Genomic DNA, 16,757 nt, shown 5'->3' with positions numbered 1-16,757 from the left:
CGTCATTGTCCTGTGACAGGTTTCAATTCGATACGTTTAATATCCCCCACCAGCACCAGATAACTGACGACAGCAATCAGCGCATGTACCCCTACGTAAATCAACGCGCCGTTAAACGAGCCGGTAGTGCCCACAATGTAGCCAATGGCAATTGGCGTGACGATGCCGGAAATGTTGCCAAACATATTGAACAGGCCGCCGCTCAGACCGCTGATCTCTTTTGGCGCGGTATCGGCCATCACCGCCCATCCCAACGCGCCGATGCCTTTGCCGAAGAAGGCCAGCGCCATAAAGCCGATGATCATCCACTCGACGTTGACGTAGTTACAGAACACCATCACCATCGATAACAGCATCCCCATGACGATTGGCGTTTTACGCGCGATATTCAGCGAACCGGTACGGCGCATCAGCCAGTCGGAAATAATGCCGCCGAGCACGCCGCCCGCAAATCCGCAAATGGCCGGGACCGAGGCAACAAAGCCGGCTTTCAGAATGGACATACCGCGCGCCTGCACCAGATAAACCGGGAACCAGGTGATAAAGAAGTAGGTCAGCGCATTAATGCAGTATTGGCCAATATAAATACCGATCATCATTCGCGAACCCAGCAGTTGTTTGATCTGCCCCCACTTCACGCTGAACGGTACTTTAGCTTTGGCTGCCGCCTGATCCATATTGATCAGCGCCCCGCCTTCGGCAATGTATTCCAGCTCTTTTTGGTTTACGCCCGGATGCTGGTTCGGTTCATGAATCACCTTCAACCAGATAAAGCTGATAACAATTCCGAGACCGCCCATAAAGAAGAACACGTGTGACCAACCCACTTCATGGGTCAGCCAACCCATGATTGGCGCGAAGATAACGGTGGCAAAGTATTGCGCCGAGTTAAAGATAGCGACCGCCGTGCCCCTTTCCTGCGCCGGGAACCACGCCGCCACAATACGACTGTTGCCGGGGAAAGAGGGGGCTTCGGCTAACCCTACGAGGAAGCGCAGGGTAAACAGCGCGACGATAATACCGAAGCCGCTAAAGATATCGACGAAGCCCTGCAGCAGGGTAAACATGGACCAGATAAAAATGGACCAGAAATAAACACGTTTGGAGCCGAAGCGATCGAGCAGCCAGCCGCCGGGGATCTGGCCGATGACATACGCCCATGAGAAAGCGGAGAATACATACCCCATGCCTACCGCATCCAGGCCAATGTCTTTGGCCATCTCCGAACCGGCAATGGATAAGGTGGCGCGATCGCCGTAGTTGAAGGATGTGACGATAAACAGCATCACCACTATCCAGTAGCGAGCGTTAGTGCGTTTTTCCGCGCTGCTCGCCGCCTGACTTAATGAACTCATTGTTGCACTCCTGAATCCTGGCTTGCGCCAGTTCATTCTGTACAGCACCTGTAGGGTGATCAGAATGAGAGGTTAGTGTGTGGCAGTTTTGGTACAGCTCAGGGCCGTTTTATTCTGACTCGCTGCCATTCCGGGAACTGACGGGAAAAGTATATGAAGGAGTGCCACTTTCCCTCACCGTGCATGAACACAACATTAGGGAGGCAGTGAGAAGTTGTTTGGGGCATAAGCCCAAAGCAATGGAAGTTAGTTCACGTAATTGGGGTTTTATTGCCGGGTGTCGGCTTCGCCTGACCCGGCCTACGGTTTTCTAATGGGGGGTTGCATGCCCGTGTGGGCGAGGGATTATTTAAGCAAAGTGCCCCAGTTTTCTACCCAGGGATTAGATTCGCTTTCCGGTTCAGGATGCTCGCTGGCATCAATCAGCAGCATTTCACCTACGCGCTGCGCGCTTTGTTCCTGTAACAGCGCATCGAACTGCTTGCCGCCATTGCAAAAATTAACGTAGCTGCTGTCGCCAAGCGCAATGACGCCATAACGCAGATTAGGCTGGAAACCAAGACTATCTTTGATTCCCTGAAACAGCGGTACGATGCTATCCGGCAGATCGCCCTGCCCTGTCGTTGAGGTTACCACCAATGCATATTTATCCTGATATGCCTGCCAGTCGGTAAGCTCCGGGTCTTCAAATACCGTGGCTTTATGGCCCTGCGCAGTTAAAATCGCCTCGGCCTCTTCGGCAACCAGCAGCGCGTTTCCATACATCGTGCCGACAAAAATTCCAATTTCCGCCATAACCTTTATCTCCAGGGACTTAAGAATCTATCTGTTCATCCTGACCTGACAGCCCGCTGAACTCAACCCTTTCATTCTCCGGGAGAAGTCCGCGCCAGCCAAACTGTGACATCGCCTGCATCCAGACCTCATCCAGCCCGGCGCGAATAACCAACGGCTCGCCAGTGAAAGGATGAGTCAGCTCAAGCTGACTGGCATGCAGCATCAAGCGCTGACAGCCGAAATGCTCTGCGGCGCTGCGGTTTTGCCGTAAATCACCATGCTTGCTGTCGCCAATAATCGGATGGCGCAAGTGAGCCAAATGGCGTCTGAGCTGGTGCTTACGACCGGTCTGAGGCTCCAGTTCCACCAGCCCGTAACGGGTGGTGGAATAGCGCCCGGTCGCCACCGGCATTTCAACCGTCGCCAGACCGCGATAATGAGTAACCGCAGGCTGCGGCTCTTTATCCTCGCGGGCAAATTTATCGGCTATCTTATCCAGCTCTTCCACCAGCGGGTAATCCAGCACGGCGTCGTCCATCAGCCAGCCACGCACAATCGCATGATAGCGTTTCTGCATTTGATGATGTTCAAACTGCTGAGACAGCAACCGCCCGGCTTCGCTGGACAGCCCCATCAGCAGCACGCCGGAGGTCGGTCTGTCGAGCCGGTGGGCGGTAAACACGTGCTGACCAATCTGGTCGCGCACCGTTTGCATCACCACCACTTTCTCATCGCGGTCGAGCCAACTGCGGTGAACCAGCCAACCAGAAGGTTTATTGACCGCAACCAGCCATTCGTCCTGATAGAGGATCTCCAGCATCAGGCGTTATCACTTGTAAATAGCGCATCCAGTTCCTGCAATGCCGTCAGGAGAATGTCGCGTTGCGGGTGATCGGCCGTCAGCGCCATTTCGTAATACGGTGCGATGGCAAAAGCCTGCGGTAGCGGCTGCGCATTATCAAGCAGCGTATGCATGCGGGGAATCAACACCCACTGCAGCCATTCGACCGGCTCCATGGTATCCATACAAAAAGGCTGCGTGCTGGCAAACAGATGCTCTGCTGGCTCGTCCATCCGCCAGTGATGATGTTCACGCAGTAGCGCTTCAAGCACGCGTAACTGCTGGCGCACACGGTCATGAGTCGTCATGAAATTAACCTCAATGATGAAAAATCTGGCGCGAAGAATAGCATTAGTGAAGAGGAAATAAAAAAAGGGAGCACTGTAAAAACAGTGCTCCCGGTTCGTTTCGCAGCATTCCAGCTACTTTTGGTGCTCCCTGCTCATCCGTGACAACTTTTCCTGTGGTCTTGCGACCTTGTTCATCCTGAACTTTTGCATCCTGCTCACACCACCCCGATGTGAAAACTTCATCCTGAAGCGTCCTGGCCATCCTGACCCGCCGAACATCCTGACCGGCTCTCATTCTCCATCCTGGAGGTGTCCTTTAACGCATCCCGCGCTTTCCTCTTTACTTCATCCTGAAGCCTGTCCTTGCAACACCATCCTGGTGTGTCCTGCCGAAGAGCCATCATCCTGATGTTCACTTCGTTGTGCGACTCCTTGTCGACGGATATAGAATCGCCTGTTTCGCTTTGTCTTACAAGATACCTACAGACATACCCTTAAGATAATTTTCATATGAAAGTTGACAATAAAATATTAACAGATTGAATTATAAGTAATTATTAGTTTTTCAATTCATTAAGCCTTCACTTATTACCTGGCAATGTCCTACAGGGTTTGTAAGAGATATCTCACACGATTGAGGGCAAACTGGATTACAGAACTGGCTTAAGTTGAGTGAGGAATTCCGCAAGCGAGGCCGCCAGCACCGTTCGTTGACGGGTTCCCAGCGTTTCTTTGCACACTTCACCGGACAGATTGCACACCGAGATGACATCAAGTTCGTTGTCCTGCGTGGCAATAAAAAGCGTAGGCGAGAGCTTGAGTCGCTTTTGCGTAACCAGGTGACCAATCAGGTTTTCCTGGACGCGCCTGAAGTCATCCTCACTCCAGGTTTGCAGCAACGTCAGCTTTTCATTCGCAAACTGCGCGTGCATATCCCCGGCAAACTGGGTGGTGTAAAAAGCATGAACGGCAGGTTGTATCACAATGTCAAAGGCACGTTCAACCGCATTGACGTTTTTTTCACCGACAAAAGGTTGAGGTTGCCAGTAAACCGCATCGTTAGCGGAAGAAATGATGCATGGTGAAGGTACGCCATACAGCTCTTCGCTGAGCGGCCAGCTGTTGTTTTTGTCATGCCACGCGTCGCAATAACGCGTCGTAAAGGCTGTCAACGCCTGCGCTGTCAATTCGTCCACTGATTTCTCTCTTCACAAAAGCCAGGATACACTTGTCGCATAGTGTATCTGGTTTATGACGGTGAAACATGTCTTCTTATGAAAATCATCGGGCGCTTGACGGCCTGACTCTCGGTAAATCAACGGATTACCGGGACAATTACGATGCCAGTTTGTTGCAGGGCGTTCCGCGCAGCCTCAACCGCGACCCGCTGGATTTAAAGGCCGATAATTTGCCTTTCCACGGTGCCGACATCTGGACGCTGTATGAACTGTCATGGCTGAATGCTAACGGCTTACCGCAGGTTGCGGTCGGTCATGTGGAGCTGGATTACACCAGCGTAAATCTGATTGAATCGAAAAGCTTTAAGCTGTACCTGAACAGTTTTAACCAGACGCGTTTTGACTCCTGGGAGGCGGTACGCCAGACGCTGGAAAACGATCTGCGCGCCTGCGCTCAGGGCGATGTCAGCGTGGCGCTATACCGCCTTGACGAACTGGAAGGACAACCGATCGCCCACTTTAACGGCACCTGTATCGATAATCAGGATATCGTCATTGATAACTACCAGTTCAGCACTGAATATCTGGAAAATGCCGTGAGCGGCGAAAAAGCGGTGGAAGAGACGCTGGTCAGCCATCTGCTGAAATCCAACTGTCTGATCACCCACCAGCCCGACTGGGGCTCCATACAAATTCAGTATCGCGGACGCAAAATCGACCGGGAGAAGCTGCTGCGTTATCTGGTCTCCTTCCGCCACCATAATGAATTTCACGAGCAGTGCGTGGAGCGTATTTTCAATGACATTCTGCGCTTCTGCCAGCCGGAGAAACTGAGCGTCTACGCGCGCTACACGCGGCGTGGCGGTCTGGACATTAACCCATGGCGCACCAATACCGATTTCACGCCAGCTACGGGCCGACTGGTACGTCAGTAATCTTTTTTCTCAATTTTGCGTGTCGGATTCCGCGCGCAAGGTTGTGAAAGGTCATCAGCCAGGGCTATTGTAACTACCAGGGAATGACGTTTTGCGTCCCATAAGGAGTCTACTTGATTACACATATTAGCCCACTTGGCTCAATGGACATGTTGTCGCAGTTGGAAGTCGAATTACTTAAACGCACGGCCAGCAGCGACCTGTATCAACTGTTTCGTAACTGTTCACTTGCCGTTCTGAACTCCGGTAGTCTAACCGACAACAGCAAAGAACTGCTGTCCCGCTTTGAAAATTTCGATATTAACGTGCTGCGCCGCGAACGGGGCGTGAAGCTGGAGCTGATTAACCCGCCTGAAGATGCGTTTGTTGATGGGCGCATCATTCGTGCGCTGCAGGCCAACCTGTTTGCCGTGCTGCGCGACATTCTGTTCGTCAATGCTCAGATCCATAACGCGGGTCGTTTTCAGCATCTGGATCTCGAAAGTTCGGTGCATATTACCAACCTGGTGTTCTCGATCCTGCGTAACGCCCGGGCGCTACATGTCGGTGAAGCGCCGAACATGGTCGTCTGCTGGGGCGGCCACTCAATCAACGAAAATGAATACCTGTATGCGCGTCGCGTCGGCACCCAGTTGGGCCTGCGTGAGTTGAACATCTGTACCGGCTGCGGTCCGGGAGCGATGGAAGCGCCAATGAAAGGCGCAGCGGTCGGTCACGCCCAGCAGCGTTACAAAGACAGCCGCTTTATTGGTATGACCGAACCGTCAATCATCGCCGCTGAGCCGCCTAACCCGCTGGTTAACGAACTGATCATCATGCCGGACATTGAAAAACGTCTGGAAGCGTTCGTGCGCATCGCCCACGGTATTATCATCTTCCCGGGTGGCGTCGGGACTGCGGAAGAGCTGTTGTATCTGCTGGGGATCCTGATGAACCCGGCGAATAAAGATCAGGTGCTACCGCTGATTTTGACCGGACCAAAAGAGAGCGCCGATTACTTCCGCGTGCTGGACGAGTTTATCGTGCACACGCTGGGGGAAGATGCCCGCCGACACTATCGCATTATCATTGACGATGCGGCGGAAGTTGCGCGCTTGATGAAAAAAGCGATGCCGTTGGTAAAAGAGAACCGTCGCGACACCGGAGACGCCTACAGCTTTAACTGGTCGATTCGTATCGCACCTGATTTACAGATGCCGTTCGAGCCGTCCCATGAAAACATGGCTAACCTGAAACTGTATCCGGATCAACCCGTTGAAGTTCTGGCGGCCGACCTGCGTCGTGCATTCTCGGGTATTGTGGCCGGTAACGTTAAGGAGGTCGGCATTCGTGCCATCGAAGAGTTTGGCCCGTACAAAATCCACGGTGACCGCGAAATGATGCGCCGCATGGACGATCTCTTGCAGGGATTCGTTGCGCAGCATCGTATGAAGTTGCCAGGCTCCGCGTACATCCCTTGCTACGAGATTTGCGCCTGACCTTCAACACCCGATAGCAGGCGCTATCGTGGTGACAGTTTTGTCCATATCAAAGCCGGGTTTGGCGCAGTCGCCTCCCGGCTTTTTTTAGTGATACCAGTCACATAGCTCAGACGATTATATAAATACCAATGATATGTCGTTAAAAATCACGCACCACGCAAACGATTACTTCCAAAAACCAACCGTTATTTATCTTAGGAAATTATTATTAGTCGCCAAAATCCTCTAAAAACAACAGTTTTTACAGCGCAACGCTCGTATCTTCGCGCCTTCGCTTTCATGAGATATGTCGTTAATGTTAGCCTCTGCGCCCGTAAATTCGCTTTGACTATTTTTTAACAGATTAATGGTCCAAATTTATCCACATAAAAGGTGGATTATTGCATTTGGGATCGCGATCACTGATACATTCATTACTAAAATGTATCTTTCCGCCCGCAAATTATTACGGCGAAAAATTATATAAAAAATCGCTCAACGAATTTCGATTTACAGTCGGGTTCTTTCTCATTGGATTGACCCCAAACCCGACTTTTTAAGCTTCCTCCAGGAGAAATAGATGGAAAACACTCAAACCAGCACTATCGTTACGGGCCAGACCCGCAGCGCATGGCGCAAGACGGATACCATGTGGATGCTGGGCCTTTACGGCACGGCGATTGGCGCGGGTGTATTGTTCCTGCCGATTAACGCAGGTGTAGGCGGTATGATCCCGCTGATCATCATGGCAATCCTTGCCTTCCCAATGACCTTCTTTGCACACCGTGGCCTGACCCGCTTCGTGTTGTCCGGTAAAAACCCGGGTGAAGACATTACTGAAGTTGTAGAAGAACACTTTGGCGTTGGCGCAGGTAAACTGATTACCCTGCTCTACTTCTTCGCAATCTACCCGATTCTGTTGGTTTACAGCGTAGCAATCACCAATACCGTTGAAAGCTTCCTGACCCACCAGCTGGCGATTACTCCGCCGCCGCGTGCCATCCTGTCTCTGATCCTGATTGTCGGCATGATGACCATCGTGCGCTTCGGTGAGCAGATGATCGTGAAAGCGATGAGCATCCTGGTATTCCCATTTGTTGCTGCCCTGATGCTGCTGGCTCTGTACCTGATCCCTCAGTGGAGCGGCGCGGCGCTGGAAACACTCTCTTTTGACTCTGCGGCTTCTACCGGCAACGGTCTGTGGATGACTCTGTGGCTGGCGATTCCGGTAATGGTGTTCTCCTTCAACCACTCTCCGATCATCTCCTCCTTCGCCGTGGCGAAGCGTGAAGAGTACGGTGATGACGCTGAGAAGAAATGCTCCAAAATCCTGGCATTCGCTCACATCATGATGGTACTGACCGTTATGTTCTTCGTTTTCAGCTGCGTACTGAGCCTGACCCCGGCGGATCTGGCTGCAGCGAAAGAGCAGAACATCTCTATCCTGTCTTACCTGGCGAACCACTTTAACGCGCCGATTATCGCCTGGATGGCGCCAATCATCGCGATGATCGCTATCACCAAATCCTTCCTCGGCCACTACCTGGGCGCACGTGAAGGTTTCAACGGTATGGTGATTAAGTCTCTGCGCGGCAAAGGCAAAACCATCGAAATCAACAAACTGAACAAAATCACTGCACTGTTCATGCTGGTAACCACCTGGATTGTGGCGACGCTGAACCCAAGCATCCTCGGTATGATTGAGACCCTGGGCGGCCCAATCATCGCGATGATTCTGTTCCTGATGCCGATGTATGCCATTCAGAAAGTACCGGCAATGCGTAAATACAGCGGCCATATCAGCAACGTCTTCGTTGTAATTATGGGCCTGATCGCTATCTCCGCAATTTCCTACTCTCTGTTCAGTTAATTCCCCTGCGCCGCTCCCCGGGGCGGCGCACCTCGATACACAATGGACGCCTCATGATTAGCGTATTCGATATTTTCAAAATCGGCATTGGCCCTTCCAGCTCCCATACTGTTGGCCCGATGAAAGCAGGCAAACAATTCACGGATGACCTGATTGCACGCGGAATTCTCACTGACGTAACCCGCGTAGTGGTTGATGTTTATGGTTCTTTGTCCCTGACGGGGAAAGGTCACCATACCGATATCGCAATTATTATGGGTCTGGCGGGTAATCTGCCGGATACCGTAGACATTGATGCCATCCCGGCCTTTATCCAGGATGTGAACACTCATGGGCGTTTGCTGTTGGCGGACGGTCAACATGAGGTCGAATTCCCAGTCGACAAGTGCATGAATTTCCATACGGACAATCTGTCCCTGCACGAAAACGGGATGCGTATTACTGCACTGGCGGGCGAAAAAGCCGTTTACAGCCAGACTTACTATTCCATTGGCGGTGGGTTCATCGTTGATGAAGAACACTTTGGTTTACCGAACAGCGCTCCGGTAAACGTACCGTATCCGTATAAATCTGCGGCGGATTTGCAACGTCATTGCCAGGAAACCGGCCTGTCGCTTTCCGGCCTGATGATGCAAAACGAACTGGCGCTGCACAGCAAAGAAGAGCTGGAACAGCACTTTGCCAACGTCTGGGAAGTGATGCGTAGCGGGATTGAGCGCGGTATCACCACCGAAGGCGTATTGCCGGGTAAACTGCGCGTTCCGCGTCGTGCGGCGGCGCTACGGCGTATGCTGGTAAGCCAGGACAAAACCACCACCGACCCGATGGCGGTTGTTGACTGGATCAACATGTTCGCGCTGGCCGTGAATGAAGAAAACGCTGCCGGTGGACGTGTGGTTACCGCGCCAACCAACGGCGCATGCGGGATTGTTCCTGCCGTGCTGGCTTACTACGACAAGTTTATCCGCGAAGTGAACGCTAACTCGCTGGCACGCTACATGCTGGTCGCGAGCGCCATCGGTTCACTGTACAAGATGAACGCCTCTATCTCCGGCGCCGAAGTCGGCTGTCAGGGAGAGGTTGGCGTAGCCTGCTCCATGGCAGCGGCCGGTCTGGCTGAACTGCTGGGCGGTAGCCCAACGCAGGTATGCATCGCGGCGGAAATCGGTATGGAACACAACCTGGGTCTGACCTGCGATCCCGTTGCCGGCCAGGTTCAGGTACCGTGCATTGAGCGTAATGCCATTGCTTCGGTCAAAGCGGTTAACGCCGCGCGTATGGCGCTGCGCCGTACCAGCGAACCGCGCGTGTGCCTCGATAAAGTCATCGAGACCATGTACGAAACCGGGAAAGACATGAATGCCAAATACCGCGAAACCTCTCGCGGCGGTCTGGCGATGAAGATTGTCTCCTGCGATTAAAGCCCTGCCTATTGCCGGATGGCGGCTAACGCCTCATCCGGCAAAATGTTGATTTCAGATATTCGCCTCCCCCCGCCGTGAATGTTACCCTACAGCCTGATTTGTTAGGGAGAACACCGTGGCCGTCCACTTACTTATTGTCGATGCACTGAATCTTATCCGCCGCATTCACGCCGTACAGGGATCTCCCTGCGTGGAGACGTGCCAGCACGCGCTCGATCAATTAATTGTGCACAGTCAGCCCACGCACGCCGTGGCGGTATTTGATGATGAAGCGCGCAATAGCGGCTGGCGTCACCAAAGACTGCCTGATTACAAAGCCGGTCGTCCACCGATGCCAGATGACTTGCATCAGGAAATGCCCGCCTTACGCGCCGCTTTTGAACAGCGCGGCGTCAGCTGCTGGGTTTCCAGCGGTAATGAAGCCGACGATTTAGCCGCCACACTGGCGGTTAAAGTTTGCCAGGCGGGACACCAGGCCACCATCGTCTCCACCGATAAAGGCTACTGTCAGTTGCTCTCCCCGACGCTGCGTATTCGCGACTATTTTCAGAAGCGCTGGCTGGACGCACCGTTCATTGAGAAAGAATTTGGCGTGCTGCCGCAACAACTGCCCGATTACTGGGGGCTGGCCGGGATCGGTAGTTCAAAGGTTCCTGGCGTGGCAGGTATTGGCCCCAAAAGCGCCACACAATTGCTGACGCAGTTTCCAACGCTGGAAGGGATTTACGCGCATCTTGATGAGGTGCCGGAAAAGTGGCGCAAGAAGCTTGAGATGCATAAAGAAATGGCGTTTCTGTGTCGCGATATCGCACGACTGCAAACGGACTTACATATCGACGGGAATTTACAGCAGCTACGGCTGGCTCGGTAGTGTTATTGCCGGATGGCGGTGTAAACACCTTATCCGGCCTACTTATCGTACAACCCTGTAGGCCGGATAAACGCCGGGTGATTACCAGGCGGTATGGTACAGGTCAACGATATCGCCCAGGCTCGCTTCACGCGGATTTCCCCCGGTACAGACATCATCAAATGCAGCCTGCGCCAGCGCAGGAATATCCTCTTTGAGTACGCCAACATCGCGCAGGTGCCGCGGGATCCCAACATCGTGGTTAAGGGCAAATACCGCATCCACTGCCGCTTTCCGTGCTTCTGCCAGCGTCAGTCCTTCAACCTTCACGCCCATCACCCGGGCGATATCGCGGAATTTCTCCCCGGTGTATTCGGCGTTATAGTGCATCACATGCGGCAGCAAAATGGCATTTGCAACGCCGTGCGGGGTGTTATAAAACGCGCCCAGCGGGTGCGCCATGCCATGAACTAATCCCAGACCAACGTTGGAAAAACCCATTCCCGCCACATACTGGCCCAGCGCCATCGCTTCCCCCGCCTGACTGTCGCCCGCGACCGATCCGCGTAAAGCCCCGGCAATAATTTCAATCGCTTTAATGTGCAGCGCATCGGTAAGCGCCCACGCCGCGCGCGTGATGTATCCTTCAATGGCATGCGTCAGGGCATCCACACCCGTGGCCGCTTTTAACGCCGCAGGCATGCCGTCCATCATGTCAGCATCGATAAACGCCACCTGCGGAATATCGTGTGGATCGACACAAACAAACTTACGCCGGTTTTCTTCATCCGTGATCACGTAGTTAATGGTCACTTCCGCCGCCGTCCCTGCTGTGGTTGGGATAGCCATAACCGGCACGCTCGGGCAGCGCGTCGGGGATAACCCTTCGAGGCTGCGTACATCCGCAAACTCAGGGTTATTGTTGATAATGCCAATCGCTTTACAGGTATCCTGCGGGGAGCCTCCGCCAATGGCTATCAGATAGTCTGCGCCACTTTGCTCAAAGACCTCCAATCCTTCCTGCACCACCGCAATGGTTGGGTTAGGAATAACGCCTGAATAGATGTCCCACGCCAGACCCGCGTCATCCATCCGGGACGTCACCTTCTCGACAACACCGCACCGCACCAGGTTTTCGTCGGTCACAATCAGCGCCTTGCGATAACCACGACGGATGACTTCATCGGTCAATGCACCAACAGCTCCCCGGCCAAACCATGCCGTTTCGTTCAGAATCATTCTGTTCGCCATCGTATTTCTCCTTTTCGCTATGCGAAATTACTCTTCAATTCGTAATCCGTAAGATTTGAATTTCTCCAGCACAATAGCGATCTCCTCATCGTCCAACACCGGAACCGGATCAACAATGGCCAGGGTGCTCAGATAAAGGCGCGCCAGAACTTCCACTTCATGCGCCAACCACAGTGCTTTTTCCAGATTCGCTTCACAAGCAATCAGCCCATGGTGCTGTAAAAGCGTTGCCTTACGGTTTTTCAGGGCGACGCTCACATGCTCTGACAGCTCTCGTGTACCAAACGTCGCATAAGGCGCACACGGAATAGAGTTTCCCCCCGCCGCCGCAATCATGTAATGGATTGCCGGAATTGGACGGTTGAGAATCGAAACGGCCGTACAATGCACAGCATGGTTATGGACGACCGCATTGGCGTCCGGACGCGTCTGGTAAGCCGCCAGGTGAAAACGCCATTCGCTGGAGGGTAACTGACCTTTATCATATTTTCCGTCGTTATCTACATACACGATCATGTTTTCAGTAAGTCTTTCATAAGGAATACCGCTGGGCGTGATCAACATCCCATTCTCATATCGCGCACTCACATTTCCCGCCGTCCCCTGATTTAATCCAAGGCTGGTCATTTCAAGACAGGTTTCAATGATTTCTCGTGACAAACGCATTCTTTCCATAATGATTCTCCGGGTACAGTTTCTCCTCGTCTTTAATTGCGAAAAATGTAGCCGCAGAGTAAGACGGGTCAGGTTTCAGATATGGGCAGCCACTGAATGTATTTACTCAGATCCAGTTGGCCGATTTATTTATAGCAACGTATTATTGTTGTCTTACTCGCTTAATAAGTTTCATCGGTACCTTTACAGTTTCTTTAATAGGTTGGTCGTCTATGGCACTCATCATCATATCGAATGCTTTTTCCGCCCAAACATTTTCATCCTGCTGCATTGACCAGACATTATTGGCGAGGAATCCCAGCATCGGATGTTCATCGAATGTGCCAATATTAATATCAGGTGGAATTGTGCCGAAACGATGGCGAATAGCGTTAATAGCACCTTCCAGTACGGGTAATGATGAGGCTATAAACGCCTGTGGCCGCCCCTGTTCACCAATCAATCTATCCATCAGTTGAAAGCCACCTTCAGGAGTGTTGTCAGGACCTTCACGCACCCAATCACGGTGATGAATACCATTATTCCTCAAAGAATTAAGGTAACCTTGCAGACGATCTCCAATACTGGGTAATCCGGTATCTCCGACTAAAAACCAGATTGGAGCCTTTCCGGCATCAAACAAACTTTGCGTCAACTTTTCGCCGCCTAAAATATTATGACTTTCAACCAATGCGTTATCGGTATACTTAAAATCACGGTCCAGTAACACCATCGGTTTTCTGACCTGGCGTAAATGGTGTTGCTGATTCTCCAATGTAGAGGGAACAATAAAAAGGCCATCAACATTGCGAGCGATTAACGCTTTGGTCAATTTATTTTCGTAATCAACATCATCATAGGTACAGCTAATCATTAACTGATAACCGGAGCGACGACAGCGTTGCTCAAGTTTCTCGGCGAGAGTGGCAAAAAAAACGTTGGAAATATTGGGAACAATCAGTCCCAATGTATCCGTTTTATTCAATTTCAGGCTACGGGCTGAATGGTTTATGACGTAACCATAGCGCTCAACATATTCATTAATACGCGTTTGGGTTTTGACACTGATTCGATATTGCTCTGCTTTCCCGTTCAGCACCAGTCGTACGGTCGTAACCGATAAATTCAGATCGCTGGCTATCTGTTCTACTGTTTTAGCCATTTATATGCCCCAGTCCACATCCAAAAACGTCAATCTCCAATCATAAAAGTATTTTAAACTTTTGTCTTACTGCATAAGTTGGTTAATCGCCTGCTGCTGATCCCACATCATCAGATAAGCCTGGTATTTGCGGTCATAGAAGTCCCGCCGTGCCGGATTAGCCTTAATAATCTCGCCGGAGCGAACCATCGCCTGGCATGCAGATGGAATATTCGCCCACGCGCCGCTTGCTACCGCGCCGGTGATAGCTGCCCCTAACGTCACTGCATCTTCCTCCTGCATAAGATGAATATCGCATCCGGTAGCATCGGCATATTCCCGCATCCACAGCGGGTTATGCGTTGCGCCGCCGCACAGCGCCAGTCGGGAAATGGTATGGCCGTTTTCACGCATCACTTCCATAATATGCCGCGTGCCGCAGGCAATCGCCTGTAACGTCGCCAGGTACAGGCGAGCCACCTGCATCTCGCCTCGCTCAAGAGTCAAGCCGCAGACGCTGCCCCGTGCATCGGGTCGCGCGCGGGGGGAGCGATTGCCATGGTGATCGGCCAGCACATGCAAATAACGACCAGGTTCAGACTCCTTCCTCTCAAGTTCCGCAACCCATTCGTTGACTAAAACGATCGGATGGCAACCCCGCGCCTCGGCCTTATGAAATAGCTCGGCACTCGCGCCTGATTCCTGGAGCGTCCAGTCGACCAATGCCCCAGCGGCGCTTTGCCCTCCCTCCGTCAACCAGTAACCAGGCAGCATGGCAGACCAATACGGTCCCCATACGCCCGGCGTATAAATTTCCTGTTTGCTGCACAGCATATGGCAATTTGACGTTCCGCTAATCAACGCTAACGTTCCCGCAGGCTCAACGCCAGCAAGCGCCAAACCGCCTGCATGGGCATCAATCATCCCACTGGCGACGACAACTGCCGTCGTCAGCCCCAGCGCCTGGGCCGCATCGGCGCTAAGCGTTCCCACAGCGGCGCCTGGCGGAAGAATATGCGACGGGATTTTGCCCGTTAAATCCGTTAATTCTACGGCGTCGAGCAGAGAGTGGCTAAAGCGTTGTTCATGGGCCAGATAGTTCCATTTACAGGTCAGCGTACACAGACCGGCAACGTCACTCCCGGTGGCTTTACAGACAAGATAGTCAGCCAAATCGTAAAAACGATGCGCACTGTGCCAGGTTGCAGGAAAGTGTTTTTTTAGCCACAGCACCTTGGGAAGCTCCATTTCGACGCTGACTTCACCGCCAACGTAACGCAGAGCCGGATCCCGCGTAGCGTTAATATGCTGAGCTTCCTGCACCGCGCGATGATCCATCCACATGATGATGTTATGGTCTGATGGTTCGCCTGGTGAAACCGCCAGGCCCTGCCCCTGCTCGTCGAGAACCACCAATGAACAAGTGGCATCGAATCCCAGTGAACGGATATCCTCAATGCAAATCCCGGATGACGATACTGCCCCCTTAACCGCATCGCAAACCTGCTGCCAGATTTCTGCAGATGACTGCTCAACCCGATCGGGGCCGGGTCGAAACTGCGAGACAGGGCGTGTCGCAAAGGCCAGACGTTTGCCGCTGGCATCGAACACACCCGCCCTGACACTGGCAGAGCCGACATCCACACCGAGGAAATATCCACTGCTCATAGTAACTCCCTGACGTTAGCTAATAGTGGGGCGAGTACCTCGCCCCAACGCTCTTATTTTTTACCGAATGGGTGTAACAGCTTGTCAATTTCTGGGGTATCAATGTTCTTCGCACTAACGAATTTCACCGGAATATCAATCTCTTTTGGTACAGACTGACCGGATACCGCCGCATTCAGCGTCTTGATACCCTGATAGCCAATCTGGTAGGCGTCCTGCACAACAAAGCCCTGAATCACCCCGGACTTCAGGAAGGCAATAATGGCCTCGGTGCTATCAAAACCAATCACCTTCACTTTGCCTTTCAGGTTTTGACTATCAATTGCGTTTGCTACGCCGAGCGTTGAGCCTTCATTCGTGCCATAAATCCCTGCAATATCCGGGTTGGCCTGAATCATATCGATGGTTTTATCCATCGCTTTTTGCGGATCACCATCGCTATACTGGACCGGTAGCACCTGGATATCCGGATATTTCTCCTTCATGCGGGCAATAAACCCTTCTGAACGCTCAATCGCTGAGGAGGTCCCTGCTACGTGCGCAATAATGCCCACTTTTCCTTTGTTGCCCACTTCTGCTGCCAGCGCGTCTGCCGCTTCAGCCCCGGCTTTACGGTTATTCGTGGCGACAAAACTGACCGGAATATCAGAATTCACACCGGAGTCAAAGGTCACAACTTTAATGCCGCGTGAATTTGCGGTCTCAACTAATGGCGCCAGCGCATTGGCATCTAACGCGGCCAGTAATAGTCCATTAGGTTTTTGCGCCATCGCGTTTTCAACTAACTGAATCTGCTCGGCAATCTGAGTTTCATCCGCCGGGCCCACGTAGCTGGTTTTGTCACCCAACTCTTTTGCTGCCGCTTCCGTCCCCATTTTTACGGTTTGCCAGAATTCATGCTGGAAACCTTTACTGACCACGGGAAGATTCATATCTTTAGCCAAAACGCTGGATGTCATACAGGCCAGCAGGGATAACGCATAGACAAAATTCCTGGTTCTCATTGTTTTACTCCGTTCTGAGTGAGTCACCCTAAACGTCAGGGTTATGATGTCCCGTGACT

16 protein-coding genes are annotated in these 16,757 nt (G+C 52.3%); 6 read left to right on the top strand and 10 right to left on the bottom strand.

The window, feature by feature from the left end; all coding sequences use genetic code 11:
- Positions 1–2: 2 nt before the first annotated feature.
- The 4 genes from gudP to AC534G_RS04905 form a co-directional block, all read right to left on the bottom strand.
- The gene (gene gudP / locus AC534G_RS04920; protein WP_038633216.1) at positions 3–1,355 is read right to left on the bottom strand and encodes a galactarate/glucarate/glycerate transporter GudP; all 1,353 of its coding nucleotides are present in this window, start codon (positions 1,353–1,355) and stop codon (positions 3–5) included.
- Positions 1,356–1,700: 345 nt separating this feature from the next.
- Positions 1,701–2,150, bottom strand: coding sequence for a flavodoxin (locus tag AC534G_RS04915; protein WP_038633219.1), 450 nt, complete (start codon positions 2,148–2,150; stop codon positions 1,701–1,703).
- Between the two features lie 19 nt (positions 2,151–2,169).
- Entirely contained in the window at positions 2,170–2,952 is a 783-nt protein-coding gene (truC, locus tag AC534G_RS04910) for a tRNA pseudouridine(65) synthase TruC (RefSeq protein ID WP_110496983.1), read from the bottom strand.
- Positions 2,952–3,281, bottom strand: coding sequence for a YqcC family protein (locus AC534G_RS04905; protein WP_069324542.1), 330 nt, complete (start codon positions 3,279–3,281; stop codon positions 2,952–2,954). Before AC534G_RS04905 ends, truC begins: the two co-directional genes overlap by 1 nt.
- Between AC534G_RS04905 and AC534G_RS04900 the strand changes: the two genes are divergently transcribed.
- Entirely contained in the window at positions 3,270–3,425 is a 156-nt protein-coding gene (locus AC534G_RS04900; protein ID WP_155268622.1) for a hypothetical protein, read from the top strand. The genes AC534G_RS04905 and AC534G_RS04900 overlap by 12 nt on opposite strands.
- 488 nt (positions 3,426–3,913) lie before the next feature.
- Here AC534G_RS04900 and syd read toward each other — a convergent pair whose 3' ends face one another.
- Positions 3,914–4,459 (bottom strand): SecY-interacting protein, encoded by a 546-nt coding sequence (syd, locus tag AC534G_RS04895; protein ID WP_069324540.1) that lies wholly within the window; start codon positions 4,457–4,459, stop codon positions 3,914–3,916.
- Between the two features lie 68 nt (positions 4,460–4,527).
- On the opposite strand from syd, the gene queF reads away from it, so the two are divergent.
- From queF to xni, 5 genes are all read left to right on the top strand, one after another.
- The gene (gene queF, locus AC534G_RS04890; protein WP_038633229.1) at positions 4,528–5,376 is read left to right on the top strand and encodes an NADPH-dependent 7-cyano-7-deazaguanine reductase QueF; all 849 of its coding nucleotides are present in this window, start codon (positions 4,528–4,530) and stop codon (positions 5,374–5,376) included.
- A 113-nt stretch (positions 5,377–5,489) separates the two neighbouring features.
- Positions 5,490–6,854, top strand: a complete 1,365-nt coding sequence (ppnN, locus tag AC534G_RS04885; RefSeq protein WP_038633231.1) for a nucleotide 5'-monophosphate nucleosidase PpnN — start codon at positions 5,490–5,492, stop codon at positions 6,852–6,854.
- Positions 6,855–7,416: 562 nt separating this feature from the next.
- On the top strand, positions 7,417–8,706 hold the full coding sequence (locus AC534G_RS04880) for an HAAAP family serine/threonine permease (protein ID WP_006687002.1): 1,290 nt from the start codon (positions 7,417–7,419) through the stop codon (positions 8,704–8,706).
- A gap of 53 nt (positions 8,707–8,759) precedes the next feature.
- Positions 8,760–10,127, top strand: a complete 1,368-nt coding sequence (locus AC534G_RS04875; protein WP_085048811.1) for an L-serine ammonia-lyase — start codon at positions 8,760–8,762, stop codon at positions 10,125–10,127.
- Positions 10,128–10,245: 118 nt separating this feature from the next.
- Entirely contained in the window at positions 10,246–11,001 is a 756-nt protein-coding gene (gene xni / locus AC534G_RS04870; protein WP_110496981.1) for a flap endonuclease Xni, read from the top strand.
- Positions 11,002–11,082: 81 nt separating this feature from the next.
- On the opposite strand, the gene fucO is transcribed toward xni, so the two are convergent.
- From fucO to AC534G_RS04845, 5 genes are all read right to left on the bottom strand, one after another.
- Positions 11,083–12,231 (bottom strand): lactaldehyde reductase, encoded by a 1,149-nt coding sequence (fucO, locus tag AC534G_RS04865; protein WP_110496979.1) that lies wholly within the window; start codon positions 12,229–12,231, stop codon positions 11,083–11,085.
- Between the two features lie 27 nt (positions 12,232–12,258).
- Complete coding sequence (gene fucA, locus AC534G_RS04860) at positions 12,259–12,906, bottom strand: L-fuculose-phosphate aldolase (protein WP_003034062.1); 648 nt, start codon at positions 12,904–12,906, stop codon at positions 12,259–12,261.
- Positions 12,907–13,048: 142 nt separating this feature from the next.
- Entirely contained in the window at positions 13,049–14,047 is a 999-nt protein-coding gene (locus AC534G_RS04855) for a LacI family DNA-binding transcriptional regulator (RefSeq protein WP_110496977.1), read from the bottom strand.
- A gap of 66 nt (positions 14,048–14,113) precedes the next feature.
- Entirely contained in the window at positions 14,114–15,694 is a 1,581-nt protein-coding gene (locus AC534G_RS04850; protein WP_110496976.1) for an FGGY-family carbohydrate kinase, read from the bottom strand.
- Positions 15,695–15,747: 53 nt separating this feature from the next.
- The gene (locus AC534G_RS04845; protein WP_061382372.1) at positions 15,748–16,698 is read right to left on the bottom strand and encodes an ABC transporter substrate-binding protein; all 951 of its coding nucleotides are present in this window, start codon (positions 16,696–16,698) and stop codon (positions 15,748–15,750) included.
- Positions 16,699–16,757 lie beyond the last annotated feature (59 nt).

The sequence above is a fragment of the Citrobacter sp. CRE-46 genome, assembly GCF_059615875.1.
Note: the sequence above shows the minus strand (reverse complement) of the source record. Positions and strands in the feature narration are given on the sequence as shown.

Coding starts and splice junctions, on each gene's coding strand:
- queF (WP_038633229.1), top strand. CDS start 4,528: ATGTCTTCTTATGAAAATCATCGGGCGCTTGACGGCCTGACTCTCGGT.
- AC534G_RS04850 (WP_110496976.1), bottom strand. CDS start 15,694: ATGAGCAGTGGATATTTCCTCGGTGTGGATGTCGGCTCTGCCAGTGTC.
- truC (WP_110496983.1), bottom strand. CDS start 2,952: ATGCTGGAGATCCTCTATCAGGACGAATGGCTGGTTGCGGTCAATAAA.
- AC534G_RS04915 (WP_038633219.1), bottom strand. CDS start 2,150: ATGGCGGAAATTGGAATTTTTGTCGGCACGATGTATGGAAACGCGCTG.
- AC534G_RS04905 (WP_069324542.1), bottom strand. CDS start 3,281: ATGACGACTCATGACCGTGTGCGCCAGCAGTTACGCGTGCTTGAAGCG.
- AC534G_RS04855 (WP_110496977.1), bottom strand. CDS start 14,047: ATGGCTAAAACAGTAGAACAGATAGCCAGCGATCTGAATTTATCGGTT.
- AC534G_RS04880 (WP_006687002.1), top strand. CDS start 7,417: ATGGAAAACACTCAAACCAGCACTATCGTTACGGGCCAGACCCGCAGC.
- AC534G_RS04845 (WP_061382372.1), bottom strand. CDS start 16,698: ATGAGAACCAGGAATTTTGTCTATGCGTTATCCCTGCTGGCCTGTATG.
- gudP (WP_038633216.1), bottom strand. CDS start 1,355: ATGAGTTCATTAAGTCAGGCGGCGAGCAGCGCGGAAAAACGCACTAAC.
- AC534G_RS04875 (WP_085048811.1), top strand. CDS start 8,760: ATGATTAGCGTATTCGATATTTTCAAAATCGGCATTGGCCCTTCCAGC.
- AC534G_RS04900 (WP_155268622.1), top strand. CDS start 3,270: ATGAGTCGTCATGAAATTAACCTCAATGATGAAAAATCTGGCGCGAAG.
- fucA (WP_003034062.1), bottom strand. CDS start 12,906: ATGGAAAGAATGCGTTTGTCACGAGAAATCATTGAAACCTGTCTTGAA.
- fucO (WP_110496979.1), bottom strand. CDS start 12,231: ATGGCGAACAGAATGATTCTGAACGAAACGGCATGGTTTGGCCGGGGA.